Source organism: Photobacterium proteolyticum, assembly GCF_001939735.1.
In the GTDB taxonomy this organism is placed as follows: Bacteria; Pseudomonadota; Gammaproteobacteria; order Enterobacterales; family Vibrionaceae; genus Photobacterium; species Photobacterium proteolyticum.
Genome location: NZ_MJIL01000071.1, coordinates 14,896 through 32,665, shown reverse-complemented (window position 1 = coordinate 32,665; position 17,770 = coordinate 14,896). Strand labels below are relative to the sequence as shown.

The 17,770-nt window shown below is 44.1% G+C and carries 15 protein-coding genes; 10 read left to right on the top strand and 5 right to left on the bottom strand.

Features of this window, described 5'->3' with window-relative positions; genetic code table 11:
- The first annotated feature begins 41 nt into the window (after window positions 1–41).
- Window positions 42–305: a DUF454 domain-containing protein gene (locus tag BIT28_RS12845; protein WP_139310468.1), complete on the top strand. Its 264-nt coding sequence runs from the start codon at window positions 42–44 to the stop codon at window positions 303–305.
- 109 nt (window positions 306–414) lie between these two features.
- Here BIT28_RS12845 and BIT28_RS12840 read toward each other — a convergent pair whose 3' ends face one another.
- Both BIT28_RS12840 and BIT28_RS12835 read right to left on the bottom strand, forming a co-directional pair.
- Entirely contained in the window at window positions 415–2,322 is a 1,908-nt protein-coding gene (locus tag BIT28_RS12840) for a methyl-accepting chemotaxis protein (RefSeq protein ID WP_075764279.1), read from the bottom strand.
- A 534-nt stretch (window positions 2,323–2,856) separates the two neighbouring features.
- The gene (locus BIT28_RS12835) at window positions 2,857–3,468 is read right to left on the bottom strand and encodes a TetR/AcrR family transcriptional regulator (RefSeq protein ID WP_075764277.1); all 612 of its coding nucleotides are present in this window, start codon (window positions 3,466–3,468) and stop codon (window positions 2,857–2,859) included.
- A gap of 108 nt (window positions 3,469–3,576) precedes the next feature.
- Between BIT28_RS12835 and BIT28_RS30270 the strand changes: the two genes are divergently transcribed.
- From BIT28_RS30270 to BIT28_RS12815, 6 genes are all read left to right on the top strand, one after another.
- A complete protein-coding gene (locus tag BIT28_RS30270) occupies window positions 3,577–3,840 on the top strand; it encodes a hypothetical protein (RefSeq protein WP_342743769.1) in 264 nt (87 codons plus the stop codon).
- Between the two features lie 15 nt (window positions 3,841–3,855).
- On the top strand, window positions 3,856–4,740 hold the full coding sequence (locus BIT28_RS12830) for an MBL fold metallo-hydrolase (protein ID WP_342743768.1): 885 nt from the start codon (window positions 3,856–3,858) through the stop codon (window positions 4,738–4,740).
- Window positions 4,741–5,300: 560 nt separating this feature from the next.
- Complete coding sequence (locus BIT28_RS12825) at window positions 5,301–6,974, top strand: putative bifunctional diguanylate cyclase/phosphodiesterase (RefSeq protein ID WP_075764275.1); 1,674 nt, start codon at window positions 5,301–5,303, stop codon at window positions 6,972–6,974.
- 160 nt (window positions 6,975–7,134) lie between these two features.
- A complete protein-coding gene (locus BIT28_RS12820; RefSeq protein WP_239413760.1) occupies window positions 7,135–7,428 on the top strand; it encodes a DUF3303 domain-containing protein in 294 nt (97 codons plus the stop codon).
- A gap of 100 nt (window positions 7,429–7,528) precedes the next feature.
- The gene (locus tag BIT28_RS29310) at window positions 7,529–7,645 is read left to right on the top strand and encodes a TIGR02450 family Trp-rich protein (RefSeq protein WP_217696628.1); all 117 of its coding nucleotides are present in this window, start codon (window positions 7,529–7,531) and stop codon (window positions 7,643–7,645) included.
- Window positions 7,646–7,802: 157 nt separating this feature from the next.
- Complete coding sequence (locus BIT28_RS12815; protein WP_075764271.1) at window positions 7,803–8,222, top strand: GFA family protein; 420 nt, start codon at window positions 7,803–7,805, stop codon at window positions 8,220–8,222.
- A gap of 513 nt (window positions 8,223–8,735) precedes the next feature.
- Here the strand turns inward: BIT28_RS12815 and BIT28_RS12810 are convergent.
- Window positions 8,736–10,106 (bottom strand): cytochrome P450, encoded by a 1,371-nt coding sequence (locus BIT28_RS12810; protein ID WP_075764269.1) that lies wholly within the window; start codon window positions 10,104–10,106, stop codon window positions 8,736–8,738.
- Between the two features lie 197 nt (window positions 10,107–10,303).
- Between BIT28_RS12810 and guaD the strand changes: the two genes are divergently transcribed.
- Entirely contained in the window at window positions 10,304–11,617 is a 1,314-nt protein-coding gene (gene guaD, locus BIT28_RS12805; protein WP_075764267.1) for a guanine deaminase, read from the top strand.
- 193 nt (window positions 11,618–11,810) lie between these two features.
- Window positions 11,811–12,686: a hypothetical protein gene (locus tag BIT28_RS12800; RefSeq protein WP_139310466.1), complete on the top strand. Its 876-nt coding sequence runs from the start codon at window positions 11,811–11,813 to the stop codon at window positions 12,684–12,686.
- A 112-nt stretch (window positions 12,687–12,798) separates the two neighbouring features.
- Here the strand turns inward: BIT28_RS12800 and BIT28_RS12795 are convergent, their stop codons facing one another.
- Window positions 12,799–14,112, bottom strand: coding sequence for an anaerobic C4-dicarboxylate transporter family protein (locus BIT28_RS12795; protein ID WP_075764263.1), 1,314 nt, complete (start codon window positions 14,110–14,112; stop codon window positions 12,799–12,801).
- A 333-nt stretch (window positions 14,113–14,445) separates the two neighbouring features.
- Window positions 14,446–14,979, bottom strand: coding sequence for an RNA methyltransferase (locus tag BIT28_RS12790; protein WP_075764261.1), 534 nt, complete (start codon window positions 14,977–14,979; stop codon window positions 14,446–14,448).
- Window positions 14,980–15,230: 251 nt separating this feature from the next.
- Here BIT28_RS12790 and BIT28_RS12785 point away from each other — a divergent pair, with 251 nt between their 5' ends.
- A complete protein-coding gene (locus tag BIT28_RS12785) occupies window positions 15,231–17,603 on the top strand; it encodes a Lon protease family protein (RefSeq protein WP_075764259.1) in 2,373 nt (790 codons plus the stop codon).
- The last annotated feature ends 167 nt before the right edge of the window (window positions 17,604–17,770 follow it).

The following is a 17,770-nucleotide window of genomic DNA, read 5'->3' as shown; positions in this document are numbered from 1 at the left end:
ATGCGAGGTAACAAAGGGTGCGGTGAAAGCACCGAGGTGTAATGATGACGCAATATAAGAAAAAGAAGTTATTCGCAATGGTCATGAATGCCATTGTAATGCTGGTTAGTTTTGTCCTAATGGAATTGAACATATTGGGCATAATTCCGATGATAGTGATGGCCTGTTGTACCATTGCTATTTTCGGCAACGCGATGTTTTATTTTTTCAATTACGATGAGGACGCGGCGGATCTGAGTGAAATCGGTAAGACGGTTGCGAAATCCGGCGTCGATGGCATGGCGGAATTACGAAACAAGAAGTAGCTATCTGCTTTGCCAAATGACGTTTGGTACGTGTTAAACTGGTCCGAATCAAACTCAGCCCCCCACGATACTGGGGGGCTTTTCTATGTCTGAGAGATATAGTCAGGTATTAAAACTTAAACTGACTGACCAGGCCGGAGAGGTGATCGGCTTTTTGTTTTAGCTGGTGGCAGTCTCTTGCGGTCTGCTCAACCATGGCATCACTTTGGCGTGCGATTTCTGCAATGCTGGTGACATGGGGAGAGATCTCATTAATCACACTCGACTGCTGGCTGGTGGCAGAAGCGATTTGCATGTTGATGGCATTCATCTCGCTGACGTTGGTAGAAATTGCCGTGAGTTGCTGCTCAGAGTGAGACGCTTCTGTCTGACAGTTTTTGCCCAGCTCAGCACTGGTTGCTATTGCATTGACCACCGCATCGGTGCGTTTTTGCAGCTTATCAATAATAACGCGGATCTCTTCTGTCGAGCTCTGGCTTCTGGAGGCCAGGGTTCTGACTTCGTCGGCAACAACAGCAAAGCCGCGCCCCTGCTCGCCAGCGCGGGCCGCCTCAATGGCTGCATTGAGTGCCAGCAAGTTGGTCTGTTCGGAAACACCGCTTATTACATCAAGCACGGTATCGATAGAATTAGCATCCTGAGCGAGCTGCGCCACGACCTCATCGGTATCGCTCAGCTGCTTGTTCATGTTTTCGACGCTTTCATAGGTGGCGGTAACTGACTGATGGCCGGTCGTAATCGCCTCGGAAGCTGAAGCGGCACTGGTAGCTGCGCCATCGGCACTTTGGGCGATTTCGTCTGAGCTTGCCCCCATCTCGTGTATTGCCGTGGCTACTTGTTCAATTTTGCTGGTTTGTTGCTTGATTTCCTGTTCCATAGAGCAGGCAAGCTGGTCAACATTCTCAATCGATGCTGAAATTTCTTTTCCGGTATCGGACACATTCTGGAGCAACTGGCTTAGGTATTGTACAAACTGGTTATACCCCCGAGCAATTTGCCCGACTTCGTCATGGCGTGAGTCATCAAGCCGCTGGGTTAAATCGCCACCTCCTTTGCCTATATTTTCCAGCAGCTGGGCAACATGTACAAAAGGCGATAGCAGTCGGTTGATCGACCAGGCGGACAGAGGAATAAAGATAACAGCAATGACCAACCCCATAATGATCATATTGAAACTAAAGCTGTTGAGATAGGCTAAGACTTCTTGCCTCGGCACCTGGGTGATCAGCGTCCAGCCTATGCCCGGCAGTGCTTTGCCACCAATAATCTGCGGGCTACCGGCAATGTCCATTTCGCGGACGGTAGATTTCTCGGTACTCAGCAAGGCGCTAAAGTCGTGTATTCCCAATGCAGACAGAGATTGTCCAACCAGCTGCTTTTGCGGGTGTACCTTGATAATGCCCTGATCATCGACCAGAAAGACAATGCCGCTATCACCGATACGAAATTGGCTAATAAGCTCGGTAACCTTGTCGAGGGTGAGTCCGATACCGGCAACACCAATACGCCGCCCATTGTTCATGACCGCGTAGTTAACGAACATGGTTGGAATACCTGTGGCACCCTCGGTATCAATAGACAGTTCGAACGGCTTGTTAGATTTCATAAACTGGTGAAACCACTGATCGGCAGAGGCTGTATCACTCATGGTTTTTAAAATTCCTGCCGGCGTATAGTAGGTATAGTCGTCGGCAGAAATAAAATAAGAGGTGATAGCATTAAATTCTGTTCTAACGTCGGAAAGGTATGTGGCTATTTTTTGTTTTGAGGTGTCGCTGGAGTAATGAATAAATAAAGGGGATAAGGCGAGTACTTGTGAAGCAGTGACGGGGACATTGAGTTGAGCATTTAAATCATTGCTTACTTCGCCTAACACTGCGGGTAGTTCGCGCTGGAACGTTTTATCGATAAGAATGTTCCAGCTTGAATTAAAGGAATACGCACCCATCGCAGTGATGATCACTAAAGCTGCAGTTACTGTAGCTAGTATTGCCTTGTTTCTAATTGTGAGGTTCAAGCTTACACTCCTTCTGATGACCTGGTTGAATGGCTATTTCTTAAGAAAGCTATAGGTAGGGTCTTAAGAGATAACGATATAGGTTAGAGGTATGAGTTTTCATTGATGATCAGTGGGATAGCGGTAATACTAAATCCGATCATGGAGTCGATGACAACTGAGTCTGTAATGCCAAATGCGCATTTATTCAATATCGATTTTGTGCCGAGGATACAGCACGCAATTCCCATAATCTGGGAGCATATCTACATATTTATCAAAAGAATTTGAAAGCAGATCAAATATTCGAAGATAGATGAATTTTCATATACCCATACATTATATATGGGTATTCCTTTTGTAATTATGAATTATATCGAATATTCATTAGTGAATATTTTAATGAAAGTTTCTACTTCGGTAATATTCAATGGTGATTTTCGAAATATGAGTTAATTGTTTCAAGTTTGTGGCGTTGTGCGTTTTTTACAGTAAGTGTTGTTGTTTTTATAAAATAACCAGTTCACAGCTGAACTGGTTATTTATATAAGCGGATTATTCGTCTTTGAGATAGGCACTAAGAAACTGCGCTACGGCCATTTCGATTGCAATTTCCCGTTCATGCTGGCTAGCAGGGGGCAGGTGAACAAGTATCTGCGGCCAGAAGATTGTGGATTTCAGGGCTGCGGTAAACTGTTCTGCTGCAACTTCCGGATACTCGATATCAAGTTTTCCTGCAGCAACCCCTTGTTCGATCCATTTGGTCAGCCCATGCTGGCCTTCTAGGTTTTGTACCTTTTCCAACATGAGTGTGGCGGAATCACTGGAGCTCATACATTCAGAAAGCACCATCCTGGCCAGTGAGATAAAGTGCGGACAGCACAGGAGCTCAACTTTTTTGCGCGCCATCGCAGTGAGTTGGGCTTTGACTGGCACCTCTGGGTTGAAAGGGATCTGGCTAACCACACTGACATTGGATAACAAGCGCTCAATAATGGCGCTAAATAGACTTTCCTTGGTTGGGTAGTATTTGTAGAGCGTACGTTTTGAGACTTCGGCCTTTTTCGAAATGGCTTCCATACTCGCCTGCTCCAGTCCTTTTTCAGTGAAAATATCAATTGCAGCAAGAATAATATTTTCTTTTTTTATTTCAGCGACTTTAACCATTTCAGCACCATTGATGAATATAAAAGTAAACGATTGTGTTTACTTTTACACGATTCTCGTTAAGATTAAAAGTATACACCATCGTTTACTTTTGAGGCTAGCGAAGCAATGAATACAACATTAAAAGCATCTATGGTCGCCGTATTAGCAGCGCTTGGAATTGCTGTCAGCGGTAGCGACAAGGTTGATGTCAACGCTGTTCGAAGTGAGGATTTCAGACAGGAGCGCATTGCGAGCTCGCCACAATTTATTGATGGTAAAGTAGTTTCTCACCTGCCAAGGGTGAGCTCTGAAGAAGGCATGCTAAAAACCATGTGGAAGTTTTTCATGCAGCGTGACCGGTACAAACCATCCGAGCGTCTTCAGTTTTAGGCTGTCGATACTCAGTTGCTTGCCAAGTCTAGCCAGTCGCTCAGGGTTACCTGGCTGGGCCATTCATCGTTGTTTGTTGAGGTCGACAACACCCGTTTGTTGATTGACCCGGTATTTGAGTACGCCGCACCATCGTTTTTTGCCCGCTGGTTCGAGCGGAATGTTGATGCGCCGGTCAGCCGCGAGGATCTGCCGATTCCCGATGTGATCCTGATTTCTCATGATCATTATGATCATTTGGAAGAAAATACGGCGAGATACTATGCCAACACGGATGTGCAATTCTTTGTTCCGCTTGGAGTGGGCCGCCATCTTGAAAAGTGGGGCGTGAAAGCTGCCAATATTCAGGAATTCGACTGGTGGGAAAGTCAGCAGTTTAATAGCGTGACTATTACCTCGGCACCGGCTAACCATAATTCAGGGCGTGGGCTGTTTGATTCGAATAAAACCTTATGGTCTTCATGGGCGATTCAGGCTAATGCCGGGAGTGTGTTCTACAGTGGAGACTCGGCCTACGGTGAGCATTTCAAAGAAATCGGTGAGCGTCTAGGTCCGTTCGATTTGTCATTTATCGAAGTGGCTGCCAATGTGAAGAACGGCAAAGGTTATCCGGTCGAGGGGTGGGGCCATATGCAGGCCGCCCATACCATGCAGGCCCACCTGGATGTTAGGGCTGAAAAGCTCTTTCCGGTGCATTGGTCTACCTATGAGCTGTTCCTTCATCGCTGGGATGAGCCTGTGAATGACTTGATTGCCGAGGCTGAAACTCATAACGCCGATCTGGTTACACCTTTAGTTGGTGAGTCGCTGGACTTCTCGCAACCAGTGCGTACCACATACTGGTGGCAAGATAGACTGCAATGGCTGGATTATTCACAGTTGGCGCAGGTGCAGCCTTAAATCATGGATTAGTGCCTGATACTTTCAGGCGCTATTTTGTGTTTGTTCTTGTAGCTTCTTGATAAACATACAATATTAGCGAAGTTTCCACTACCTCTCTTCATAAATGAAATTGTCTTAACAGGTGCTGTCAACGACTTATAACCAATAAGTGCTGAAAATAGCCAAGGTGCCTAAATCCCGCCAAACAAGCAGAATTGCTATTACTTAACACCTAGTTTGTTATTTTTGAGTAGGAGCTGTCTACCGCTTCTATGGTGTCGATCAATTTTTCCGTTTAATCAGCTAGTGATAATAGAGGATGCCGTTAGATTATTTTGTCTAAAAGCATGATTAATAATAACTATTAGACGCTTCTTGAACGCATATTTGATCTATTAACCTATATTTTTAGTGGTTATATATAAAGGAGATTGAGGCTGTTGAGGTATTAATAAAATTTAGTATCAATCAGATAAAATATTCAACAGCTCAATGGAAAAGTCCTGTATCATAGTGAAAATAATGCTGAGGCAGTGTTCCTCTGAATATTAATAAGAAAAATATTAACGAGTGCATTAATGAGTGATATTGCATATTCGCTATTACCAGTGCTAACGATTAACAATGGTATTGTAATTGCGTGTAATGACGCTTTTACAGAACAAGTTGGTTATGTTGAGTCTGAAATAATAGGCAATCAGCTGCATTTTGTTTTGTCCGTGATCGATACGGACACACAAGACACAGTCAGTAATGAAAACATTGCTGACTATATTACTGACAAAGCTCAGAAGAGTTGCGTTAGAGCTGCGTTTAAAGACAAGCATCATTATGCACTGCCAGTCGACGTGCAATGTCAGGCTCGGGCGGATGCTCCTGGAGAGTTTGAGCTATATTTTAGGGTCGTCGAAAATAAGTCGGTTGATCCGATTACGGGATTGCCTAATGGTTGGGCAATACGCTCGAAAGCTGAGTACTTACTTCGCCTGCCAGATGCGCAAAAACCGCAGATGGCATTGATTGTTTTTTGTGTAGATAACTTTTCGACGATAAATTTTCGTTATGGCTTCGATATTGGTGACAATTACCTGTGGATGTTGGGAAAAACACTCCAGGAGAAGCTCAACGGCAAAGGGCTGGTAGTTCGCTACTCGAATGCAAAGTTTGGCGTGTTGGTTGAAGCATACAATGGGCTGACAAGCGATGTCTTTGATGAGTATGTTCGCCAGATTTGCCTCCGACTTTGTGATGTCGCGGCTATGCAGCTGAAGCTCAAGGGCGGCCATCAGGTGAGTAAATCCTTCAGCATTGGTGTCAGTGCTGAAAGTGCTATTTACGACAGCTATCATGCGATGGAAGTGGCGGCTGAAATTGCTATGCGAGAAGCGAAGAAGTTCAGCACATCTAAATATTGTCTGGCGACGGAACAGACCAAAGATGATTTGGTTTTTAAGAAGCTCATTATTGAAGAACTGCCACAGGCAATAGAACAAAACCAGATAAAGATCTATTTCCAGCCACAATATGATTTGTGCAGTGGAGCACTGATTGGTTTCGAGGCATTATCTCGCTGGCAACATAATGAGCTGGGTTATATTCCTCCGGATGTTTTTGTGGGGGTTGCTGAAGATATTGGTTTGCATTTTGAATTTGATTTGTGGGTATTTAATCAGGTCTGCAGACAAATTGTTGAATGGAGAGAAAATGGTATTAATCCCCCTCGTATTGCAATCAATATATCTTTTAAGACCATCGAGATGACGACATTTGTCTCACGGATTATAGAGATCATAAATACAACCCAATGCCCGACAGAGCTGATTGAAATCGAAATCACGGAAACAGCAACAGCGAAGAACATTAGCATGCTCAGGGACAATATAACGCAGCTCAAAAGCGCTGGGATCAACATTGCTGTGGATGATTTTGGCACGGGTTATTCCTCGTTGAACTTAATTCGAACTTTCTGCCGTTCGTTAGACAAACTCAAACTGGATCGTACCTTGATAGAGAATATCTGTAATACGGAGCTGGATCGTGAATTTACCCGGCAGATTATAGCGTTGAGCCGCGTGTTGCAGGTCAAGGTGCTTGCAGAAGGGGTTGAAACACAAGAGCAGCGGGAATTATTAACACAACTCGGTTGCGACTGTGCCCAGGGATATTATTTTGACAAGGCGCTCCCGGTATCAGAGGCACAAGCTTTGATTGACAGGGCATGTTTCTCTGCCGATTGTATCCCTACTGCTTGAGGCTAGTAGGCAAACACCTTGGTGTTAACTGCGTGTCGTTCTAGGGGCCTGAGTACTCCATGCTCTAGCTTAGAATCACAGGCATAGTATTTCAGGCGTAGTGTCTCAGGCATTGCATCTCCTTATCTATACTTATCCTCAGTGCTAAAACGAGGTACTGATGATGACATTTTTAATTACCTGGCAGTTACACCAAGGCAAGCTTCATGCGACGCTGGCTCACTTTTCTCAGCTTACCACCGAGCAGGATCAGGCCATGATGGGGGAAGAGATCAAGATGATTGGACGTTGGCATGATCTGGTCAGCGGAACGGGCGTTGCAATCTGCGAGTCAGATAGTATCGAGGCGGTTTCAGCCTATGCGCTGAAGTGGAACAATGATATGGATATCTCAGTACAGGCGGTTGTTGATGATGAACAGGCCAAGGCATTGGGAAGCCGATTGTTGGTATAGCCAGCTTTTGCCTGTTTTCTTTCGGTAGATACATCACACCCTGGTTGCTTGCCAAGCAGCCAGGGTGTTTTTTTGGAGAAGCTGGGAGTGGATATAAATTGTGACACAGGCTGAGTTTGACGAGCACCATAAGGTTATTCGCTGTGTGATAGAAGCGGTGATAAACCGGCATGAGTATGAGCTGAACTGGCGCGAGCTTACCGACTCGATGAAGTGACAGAATCGGGTGGCATTAGGATGACAGGCTATTGATATCAACTATAAACTGGCATGTTGATCACAGTGTTTCATATCTATAGTTGAACAACCTTGCTGTATATATATACAGTTATTGTCGTAATGATTTATTAGATTGAACAAGACAAGGAGGACATATGGGTGAGAAGCAAGCGGTATCTGGCAGTTGCCTATGCGGTAAAGTGACAATTGAAGCTAAAGCCGCTGATTTGCATGTCGGAGCATGTCATTGCGGTATGTGCCGTAAATGGGGAGGAGGGCCATTCCTTGCCGTTGATGGCGGATCAGAAGTCGTGATTAATGGTGAAGAGTTTGTCAGTCGTTACGCCTCTTCGGAGTGGGCTGAGCGCGCCTTCTGCAAGGAGTGCGGGACACATTTGTTCTACCTGTTGAAGGAGAAGAGCCAGCATATCATTACGGCTGGTATTCTTGATCAGCAAGATGAGATGAAGATGGATCACCAAATCTTTATCGATAAGAAGCCTGAGTATTATGCTTTCAGTAATGACACCCAAAACATGACTGAAGCAGAAGTATTTGCACAGTACGCGCCTTAATAACCTAAGTGGTAACAAGGCTTAGCTTGGTTGCCACTTAGATTTAATAAAGATATCATCAAGTTTTTTATTTTAATGAATAAAAACCGTTAACATTGCTACGGCTTTTAAATAAAATTCAATAGGATTATCTATCGATTATTATACTATTATATAGGTAATTTAATAGATATTATTGCATGAGGATTATGTAATTTTATCATCATATAAAATAATATTAACAAGACTAAAGTACTGGTAACCTCTTAAAAAATTAGGCGAACTATAAAAATTATTTTATAGAAATACATAGCCGCTTTGAGAGTATGGTGTATGGTTGGTAGTATAATCAAAAAAAATAAGCGATATTTTTAAAGCTATCTTAATTAAGGCTGAACTTATAATAGTTGTAAATTGCTTGATAATTTAACTAGTGATAACCATATAAAGTGTATTTATAAATCTCTTGAACATTGGATTATGAACAAGAGATAGATTATAAATGGTACGTTGGTCTAATAGTAAGTAAAGTATTTAACGCTTTGTTAGCCGAACTTTAAAGCCAACGGGTGACATGGTAAAAGCAAAGTTCTCTACTACTTCATCTGCTGATTGCTGAGGCTCAATAATAAATTCATTGAAAAGAGCGTGAAATGCCAATTTAATCTCCATTATGGCTAATGAGCGTCCAGGACACAGTCTGGCTCCGGTTCCAAATGGCTGAATATTAGAGAAAGATGCTCTATTCTTCCCTAGCCAGCGTTCAGGTGAAAAGGACTCAGGAGAATCAAATAAATCAGAGTTAAAACCATTAGCATGCAGCATAACAAATATAGGAGTGCCTTTTTTAACTTTAATACTTCCAATGAAAGTATCTGAGAGTGGTTCTATATAAAGTTGTGGAGCTACTGGCTTAAGGCGCATCGCCTCGTACATGACTGCTGTTAGATAAGGTAGCCGGGGTATTGGCCATGCAAGATACTTGGTTTCTTCTAAGCTTTCGAATTCTGACGTAAGAGATATTTCTGCTTTGGGGTTATAACAGAGCAGGTATGACATCCACGTCAAAGTGTTTGCTGTTGTATCTTCTCCTGCTAGTAGCAGGGTCATTGCATTTGCAAGTATATCCTGATCGCTAAATGTTGCGTCTTTCTTCTGCTCGGTAATCATGATTTGCAACATATTTTCAGGTTCTTTTGCTAGCTCAGGATTTGTTGCAATTAGAGTTCGTTGCTTTTCAATGCAGCCAGAAACAAAATGCTTAACATAAGTTAGACTTGTATCAAACTGTTTATCATGAGTGGTTTTGAAAAAACGCCATAGTGGAATAGGCGACTTACATCGTCGGTTTACCATAGGAAAAATATGGTTAATACTTTGCGTGAGAGGTGTTTCTGTTTGTTCAATAGAATTAAAATCTTCTCCAAAAGCGAGTAAAGAGGTAACATCAACAGTGTATCGTTTAAACTCATCAAGCAACTCTATGATTTCGCCTGAATCAGCAAGATCAGAAAATCGTTTTTGTAACCTTTCGGTAATTATGCTTAACTTTGGATAAAAGTGCTTAAGGTGACTTGGTTGAAACATTGGCTCTGTGAGTTTTCTTTGATGTTTCCATCGAGTACCTTCGGCTGAAAAAATGCCGTTTAAGCCTGCTTCATCAAATACACTTTCAATGTTTTTCAATCTCCTAAATTGGTCTGGGCGTGATTTTAGTACGCCTTTAATAAGCTCAGGCTCTGCTAATACCAACGCATTTTTCATTCCCAGCTTTAAACGAAAACTTGTGCCATATTCGTTAACCCATTTTAGAAGTTGCTGATGAACATTCGGCTTTTGAAGATATGAAACATGACCAAGAAATCCATCGATTGGGGGCATTGGCAATTGGTGTACCAGTTTCATATATTCCTCCTATTTAATAATTATTCTTATTATCCTTTATAAGGAATGCTATCAGTATTTTGGGTGGTTAAGAGCTCCGACCACTGTTGGTGCGGTGGTCAATACATAGTTGACTTAATTCAATAAACTCATGATTAACAGAATGTTCATCTTGAGTTCATCATTGCTTCATATTATTTAGAGTGATTTTTATTTACATGGTATATATGTATAGTTTAGATTTGGTAATTCGCTCTAGTTTTCTTCACTTCATTGAAGACCCATCGAAATGTAGTAATAAACTAAGTTCTTATGAGTTTCTTAATGATGGGTTGATGATTATTAAGAAGGGTAGAATAATTGAATTAAGAGAGTATAGTGATGAGGATGAAAAACGATTTGAAAACATAGAAGATAAAAGAGGTTATTTAGTTGTTCCTGGTTTTATAGATACACATATTCATTACCCTCAAACAGAAATGATTGGCTCATATGGAGAACAACTATTAGAATGGTTGGAGACATACACATTTCCGACCGAACAAAAGTTTTCTGATATAGACTATGCAAGGAAGATTTCAAAGGTTTTCATTAGAGAATTATTGAAGAATGGGACAACTTCTGCCTTAGTTTTTGGTACTGTTCATACTGAATCAGTAGAAGCCTTATTTGAAGAGGCCTTGAATGAAAATATGCTTTTGATTTCAGGAAAAGTAATGATGGACAGAAATGCTCCAGACTATTTACTTGATACTGCTGATAAGAGTTATATTGAATCAGAAGCCCTAATTAATAAGTGGCATAGCAGGAAACGATTAAAATATGCTATTACACCAAGGTTCGCACCTACGTCAACAAGGGAACAGCTGACTTTAGCTGGTAAGCTAAAAGAGAAATATCCAGATGTTTATGTTCATACGCATCTATGTGAAAATAGAAATGAGATAGAGTGGGTAAAAGAATTATATCCAGAAAGAAAAAGCTATTTTAATGTTTATGATTATTATGGCTTGTCTGGTGATAAGTCTGTATTTGCACATTCTATCCATTTAACTGATGATGAATGGGATGATATTTCTAAAACCAACTCTGTAATATCTTTTTGCCCTACTTCGAATTTATTTCTAGGGAGTGGTTTATTTAAGTTGTCAAAAGCGGAAGAGAAAAATATTCGTGTTGGTTTAGGTACTGATATTGGGGCTGGAACTAGTTTTTGCCAGTTAGATACTCTTAATGAGGCTTATAAGGTAAATCTACTCGAGGGTAATAAATTATCCGCACTTAAAGGTTTTTTCTTAGCAACATTAGGTGGAGCTATAGCTCTGAGTATTGATGATAAAGTTGGTAGTTTTACAGAAGGCAAAGTTGCCGATTTCGTAGTAATAGACTGGGCTGTAAATGATCTCCAAGAGCTTAGAGTCAATAATTCAAATGACTTGGAAGATAAATTATTTTCATTGATGATTATGGGTGGACAACAAAACATAAAGGAAACATATATAGCTGGTAAGAGAAAATACTGCTTAGATTAATTATGGTTATATTATTTAGATAACATTGTTTCTGCGGTCTCTGCAGAAAGTTGCAAATGAAGTGAAGGCCGACTGATTGGAGTGCGGTATAGCTGAAAGACAGTTCTCAGGCGCCTTCCCAAAGAGGGAGGTGCTTATTAGTTTTTGTGTTTCCGATTCATTTACGAGGCAAATCACTAAAAAATAGAGTTTTTTGTCTACACTAGAGATAACAGCCAAACGTGAAGAGGAGAGTCCATCGGCAGAGGAGTTTGCAATAAAGGTGTTAGTTGGCACTTACCATATGCCTTTGTTGCATAGGCAGCATAGCTATCGTGGTTTTGATATTGGGGGATTGATCATGCTCGATTTTGCAAACAGCCAGGCTTTGAAAAGCAAACAGGCGAAAGCGACCACCGCATCCAATATTATCAAAAATGTTATTTTATCTGACCTTAACGAACTCTATTCGTCAGCAGAAATTGATGTCCTGCAGCAGGCACAGCAGCTGATTGAAGATGGTAAAAATCGCATTAGGCATTTAAAGGAAAAGCGCCTGAATGAAGAGAAACAGCGTTTGGCTGTCGAAGCCAGATTGCATGAAAGGGCGTTTGAGGTTGCCCTGGCAGCACTCAGTAACATGACACTTGCAGAGCTCTACCAGCTCAATGCTTCTTTTGCCTTTCAGTCTTCAGCTGTCAGCGAATTGATAGAAGACTATGATCATCAACACTACCTTACCACCGTGCAAAGCTGGCTTGATGCCGATGTCAGTACCGACAGCTATTTCGACCTTTCTCCGCAGGAAGTCCAGGAGGGGTGGATGGTTGGCATTGCCAAGGCGGCGGTCGAACTAATCAGTTGGCCGAATCTCAAGCATCACCGGAATTACCAGAACCCGTCAGCTGGTCATATTGAACCTTTGGGTATACCCGATGACTTTCCAGCAGCGATTTATACCGATGTGCAATATACCAATCGGTATCGGTTGAGCGCGGATTGCCTTAGTGTGATTCAGGCCTTAACCGAGTACGAAGAAAATGAGCAAAAGGTTAGGTCGATTTTAAATAGCCTGGGTCAGGATACGTAATCAAAACTGGTTCATGAGTGCATGATGGCTGTAGGGATACAAACTATCGGATTAGTAATTTGCATATAAAAAAGCCCTGCGATTGCAGGGCTTGGATAGGAAGTGCTTTTAATTACAGTACGATACCGGCAAACAGGAAGCCGAACATAATACTGAATACCATGCTTAGCAGACCCGGGATCATGAAGCTGTGGTTAAAGATAAACTTACCGATGTTGGTCGTACCCGTACGGTCAAAGTCGATTGACGCAATGATCGGGCCGTAGTTCGGAATGAAGAAGTAACCGTTAACAGCAACAAAAGTCGCGATGATCACTTCCGGCGGCAGGCCAAGGGTGATGGCTACCGGTACCAGTACAGCCGTTGTTGCGCCTTGGCTATTAACCATGACAGAAAGTGCAAACAGCGCAAAAGCGAAGGTCCAAGGAGCCATTTCGACCAGACCGGCAACCGTTTCTTTCACCATCACACCATGACCGCCGATGAAGGTGTCACCGAGCCAGGCGATACCGAAAATAGCAACAATGGCGCGCATACCGGCATGGAACACTGAGCCTTGGGTGATGGCATAACCGTCAGGTTTGCAGATCAGGATGATCAGGGCGGCGATAGACAGCATAACAATTTCAATTGTATGGGCCATGCCCATCGCATTGCCGTCAAAGCTCGGACGAAGTGACGGGAAGGCCCCCATCAGAACGACGACCAAAGAACCGAATAAGAACAGTGAAACAGCTTTTTTGGCTTCAGGTTTCACTTCAAGCTCTTCAACCTGCACTTCTTGTTCCATTTCCTGTCGGAAAGCTGGATCTTCCATGCGGCGACGATACTCAGGATCATCTTTAAGCTCTTTACCCAGTTTGTTGACGATGACACAGGCAGCCGTCAGACCAAGGCTGGTGCCCGGAATGGTGACCAATAGCACGTCGGCAAGAGTGATCCCCTGAGGCTCAAGGAAGGCAACCAGTGCAACAACGGCAGCAGCGATTGGGCTGGCAACAATGGCGAACTGGGAAGCAATGACCGCCATACTCATCGGGCGTTCAGGACGAATGCCGCTGCGACGGCTGACTTCCGCAATAACCGGAAGAACAGAATAGGCAACGTGGCCTGTACCCGCCATCATAGTGAAGACGTAGGTAACAACCGGCGCGATAAAAGTAATGTATTTAGGGTTTTTACGCAGGATCTTAGTGGCGATTTTGATCAGGAAGTCGAGACCACCGGCAGCTTGCATGGATGCCGCCGCGGCAACCACTGCCATGATCATCAGCATCACATTGATAGGTGGGCTGGTAGGCTGCAAGCCAAACACGAAGCTTAAGACGGCAAGGCCAACGCCCCCCATGACACCCAGACCGATACCACCGATCCGCGCCCCGATTAAAATACAGACGAGTACAATTAAAAACTCAACAAAAAACACATCAATCTCCTTGATGACAGCGTTTAAGGTAAATAAAAAATTTGGTTGCACATGATATCTGTTTAATATTTCTCGCAACCAAACATTCATCACACAAAAGCAGCATGGCCTTGTAAAAAGTAAGGTTTAATGCGTCTTGTAATAAGTAGTTGTTAAGTCAAGGTAATTGGTAGTAATCGCCATAAAGAATACTTGTAGCGTTTAATAACAAAATGGCTGGCTTGGTTTGAGTTTGAGATGCCGAGTTTGGCACTAGAGCGGTGTGTGTAAAATCAAAAGCAGGTGCTGAGAGTGCGCCTGCTTTTCGTGGATCAGATAACGTTTATGAATGGCTTATTCAGTTGCTGTTGCTGGAGCTTGGGTTTTCACAATCAGACGATTGCGGTTGTCTCGGCTTTGGCGGATAAGTTCATCGCCAGCTAGCATTTCTTCGGACTTTGCCAGGCGGTCATAGAGCAACACGTTGACAGTCGCTGCCAGATTCATACAGCCAACTGTCGGGACATAGACAACGGCATCAGCTCTGTCTACGACATCCTGCGCAATCGATCCGTCTTCCGGCCCAAAGACATACATTGCGTTTTCCGGATGCTGAAAATGCGGCAGGGGAATCGCGCCTTCAGCCAGCTCTACACACACAATTTTTGTCTCGTCAGGCAAGCCATCGAGCAGCGAGTCCGTCCCGATAAGCGGGATTTTTTCCGAGATGTTATTGGTGTCGGTGTGAAATTTTGCGGCATGTTCGTAACGTTTACCGGTATAACAGACCGAATCAACACGGTAACACCCTGCAGCACGCATGACGGCACCGACGTTAGAAGGGCTTTTGGGGTTACTTAGACCAATTGTGACTCGGGCTTTTTTCATCGATGTTTTCCGCATACCAGGTGTGAAAGAGCGCGGCATTCTATCAAAGCACAACGCAGAGCGGTAGCTCAAGGCAAGTACTGCGCTATTCGTAACGTAGGCCACTGCAAAACGTGCAGAATATGGTTATAAAGTGAGCGATCGCGCCGGAAGTTGTGCCAATGCCCCCCTAAACGGTAGATAAGTCACTAAAAGATAATAATTTACTGTCTACACTGGAGGTAACTTATGTCATAAAAAGAGGGATCTTTATGTCAATTACACCTCTAAGCAGTGACAAGCTGTATCGCGCATCAGAATTGAATGGACTGGCGGCTGATTGCAAGTCGACCAAGAACCTGACGCCGCTTGACGAAATTGTCGGGCAGGAAAGGGCACAGCAGGCCGTTGAGTTTGCTATGTCGATCAAAGAGAAGGGCTATAACATCTATGCTATCGGCCGAAATGGCCTTGGCAAGCGTACCATGGTACTTCGTTATCTGAACCGTCATGATCCGAATGGCAATGGCGTGCCTTTGTATGACTGGTGCTATGTCGCGAATTTCGAGGAAACGCGTAGCCCGAAAGTGCTCAAGCTGCCGGCAGGGACCGGGCAGAAGTTCAAGAAAGAAATCGAGAAGTTGATGCTGAGGCTGGTCAAGGCCCTGCCGTTGGCATTCGACAACGAAATGTATTACAGCCGTTCCGAAACGCTGAAAAACCAGCTGACCCAGAAGCAGGAAAGCTCATTGCTAACCCTGACCAATGAGGCAAAAGAGAAGAGTGTCAGCCTGTCGCTGACCACTCAGGGTGAGTATCAGCTGGTGGCGCTGAACGGTGAGGAACCCCATACCGAAGAGAGCTTTGCCAAACTGTCCGAAGACGAGCAGCAACAGTTCGAAGAGACGATTAACGATCTGGAGAAAAAGCTTCGTGGTATCGTTCGTCAGCTTACCGAGCTGGAAGAAGAGTTCTCTGATAAAATTCAGAAGCTTAATGAAGAAGTCGCCCTCGATGTGGTGGTGCACTTTATCAAGCCGCTAAAAGAGGCCTATAAAGGGCAATCTGAGGTCAAGGCGTATCTGACTGCAATGCAGAAAGATATTCTGGATAATCTGGATATCTTCCTCGAAGAGAGCGAAGAGCAGGTCGCGCTTGCCTATGCGGCGCTCGACAAGAAAATGCCGCGGCGCTATCAGGTCAATGTGGTGGTGAGCCAGCCGGATCAGAAATTTCCTATCGTGGTTGAAGACAGTCCGAGCTATCACTCCATCTTTGGCTATGTGGAAAATGCCACCTACAAAGGAACGGTCTTTACCGATTTTTCTCTGATCCGTTCAGGCAGTCTGCACCGGGCAAACGGCGGCGTGCTGCTTATGGATGCGGTGAAAGTGTTGGAACGTCCTTATGTCTGGGATGGTTTGAAGCGTGCATTGCGGGCCAGAAAATTGAATGTGAGTTCACTGGAGCGTGAGGTGACGCTGTCGGGCACCATTTCGCTGGAGCCGGAAGATATTCCGCTGAATGTGAAGATTATCTTGTTTGGAGACTATCAGACCTACCAGTTGCTTCAGCACTACGATCCTGATTTTAGCGAACTGTTTAGAGTGACGGCTGATTTTGAAGATGAGATGCCGCGTACCGACGAATCTGAAGTGCAGTATGCCCGTTTTATCTCCAGTATTGTGAATGACAGCGAAATGTTGCATTGCGACAGAAAGGCGATTGCCCGGATCATCGATTACAGTTCACGCCAGGCGGATGATCAGAACAAACTGTCACTGCATTCTGCCGATATTGCCAACTTGCTGCGCGAAAGTAATTACGTGGCGAAATCGTCGAAAGCCACCATGATCCGCGCTAACCATGTTGAGCAGGCGTTGCAGAGTCAGGAGAAGCGGGTCAGCAGGCTCAGAGATCATGTGATGCAGACATTCACCAACGGCACTACTTTGATTGATACTCAAGGCTCGGTCGTTGGCCAAATCAATGGTTTGTCTGTCATCTCGACGACGGACTACCAGTTCGGTGCCCCTAATCGCATTACTGCGACAACGGCTTATGGTGAAGGGGAAGTGTTTGATATCGAACGCAATGTGAAGCTTGGTGGCCGTATTCACTCCAAAGGTGTCATGATTTTGTCGGCTTACCTTGCCTCCATTTTTGGCAAGGCGAAGAAGATCCCGTTGACCACTCACCTGACTTTCGAACAGTCATATGGCGGGGTGGATGGCGATAGTGCTTCGATGGCTGAGCTATGTGCAATCATCTCCGCTTTCTCGGGCATGTCGATACGACAGGATGTGGCTATCACCGGTTCTATGAACCAGTTCGGGGAGGCTCAGCCAATTGGTGGCGTAAATGAGAAGATTGAAGGCTTTTTCGATGTCTGTGGCATCAAAGGTCGCCAGCCAACACAAGGTGTGATTATTCCCAAGTCGAATGCACACAACTTGATGCTCCGTAAAGATGTCGTAGCTGCCGTAGAGAAAGGAGAATTTCAGATCTGGGCTATCAGCCATGTCACCGAGGCGATTGAGATCCTGACAGGCAAACCGGCCGGTACTGTGTCTGACGACACTGCCTATCCGCTTGATTCCGTGTATGGTCAGGCTCAGGTGAAGCTCAATGCATTGAGGCTGTAACCGTACCGAGGAACTGAATCCTCCGTTTGAAGAGTGAGTCTATCTAGCCAGCAGGTGTTTCTTGCTGGCTTTTTTTGTCTATAAACGCCGGCATCTGCGGTGAACTTGATAAAGAAAGTCCATTCTAAAATGTGACTAACGCCTTGATAGCCCAGAATTAGTACTAA

Coding starts and splice junctions, on each gene's coding strand:
- BIT28_RS12820 (WP_239413760.1), top strand. CDS start 7,135: ATGATGACATTTTTAATTACCTGGCAGTTACACCAAGGCAAGCTTCAT.
- BIT28_RS30270 (WP_342743769.1), top strand. CDS start 3,577: ATGAATACAACATTAAAAGCATCTATGGTCGCCGTATTAGCAGCGCTT.
- BIT28_RS12790 (WP_075764261.1), bottom strand. CDS start 14,979: ATGAAAAAAGCCCGAGTCACAATTGGTCTAAGTAACCCCAAAAGCCCT.
- BIT28_RS12785 (WP_075764259.1), top strand. CDS start 15,231: ATGTCAATTACACCTCTAAGCAGTGACAAGCTGTATCGCGCATCAGAA.
- BIT28_RS12810 (WP_075764269.1), bottom strand. CDS start 10,106: ATGAAACTGGTACACCAATTGCCAATGCCCCCAATCGATGGATTTCTT.
- BIT28_RS12835 (WP_075764277.1), bottom strand. CDS start 3,468: ATGGTTAAAGTCGCTGAAATAAAAAAAGAAAATATTATTCTTGCTGCA.
- guaD (WP_075764267.1), top strand. CDS start 10,304: ATGGTATATATGTATAGTTTAGATTTGGTAATTCGCTCTAGTTTTCTT.
- BIT28_RS12815 (WP_075764271.1), top strand. CDS start 7,803: ATGGGTGAGAAGCAAGCGGTATCTGGCAGTTGCCTATGCGGTAAAGTG.
- BIT28_RS12825 (WP_075764275.1), top strand. CDS start 5,301: ATGAGTGATATTGCATATTCGCTATTACCAGTGCTAACGATTAACAAT.
- BIT28_RS12845 (WP_139310468.1), top strand. CDS start 42: ATGATGACGCAATATAAGAAAAAGAAGTTATTCGCAATGGTCATGAAT.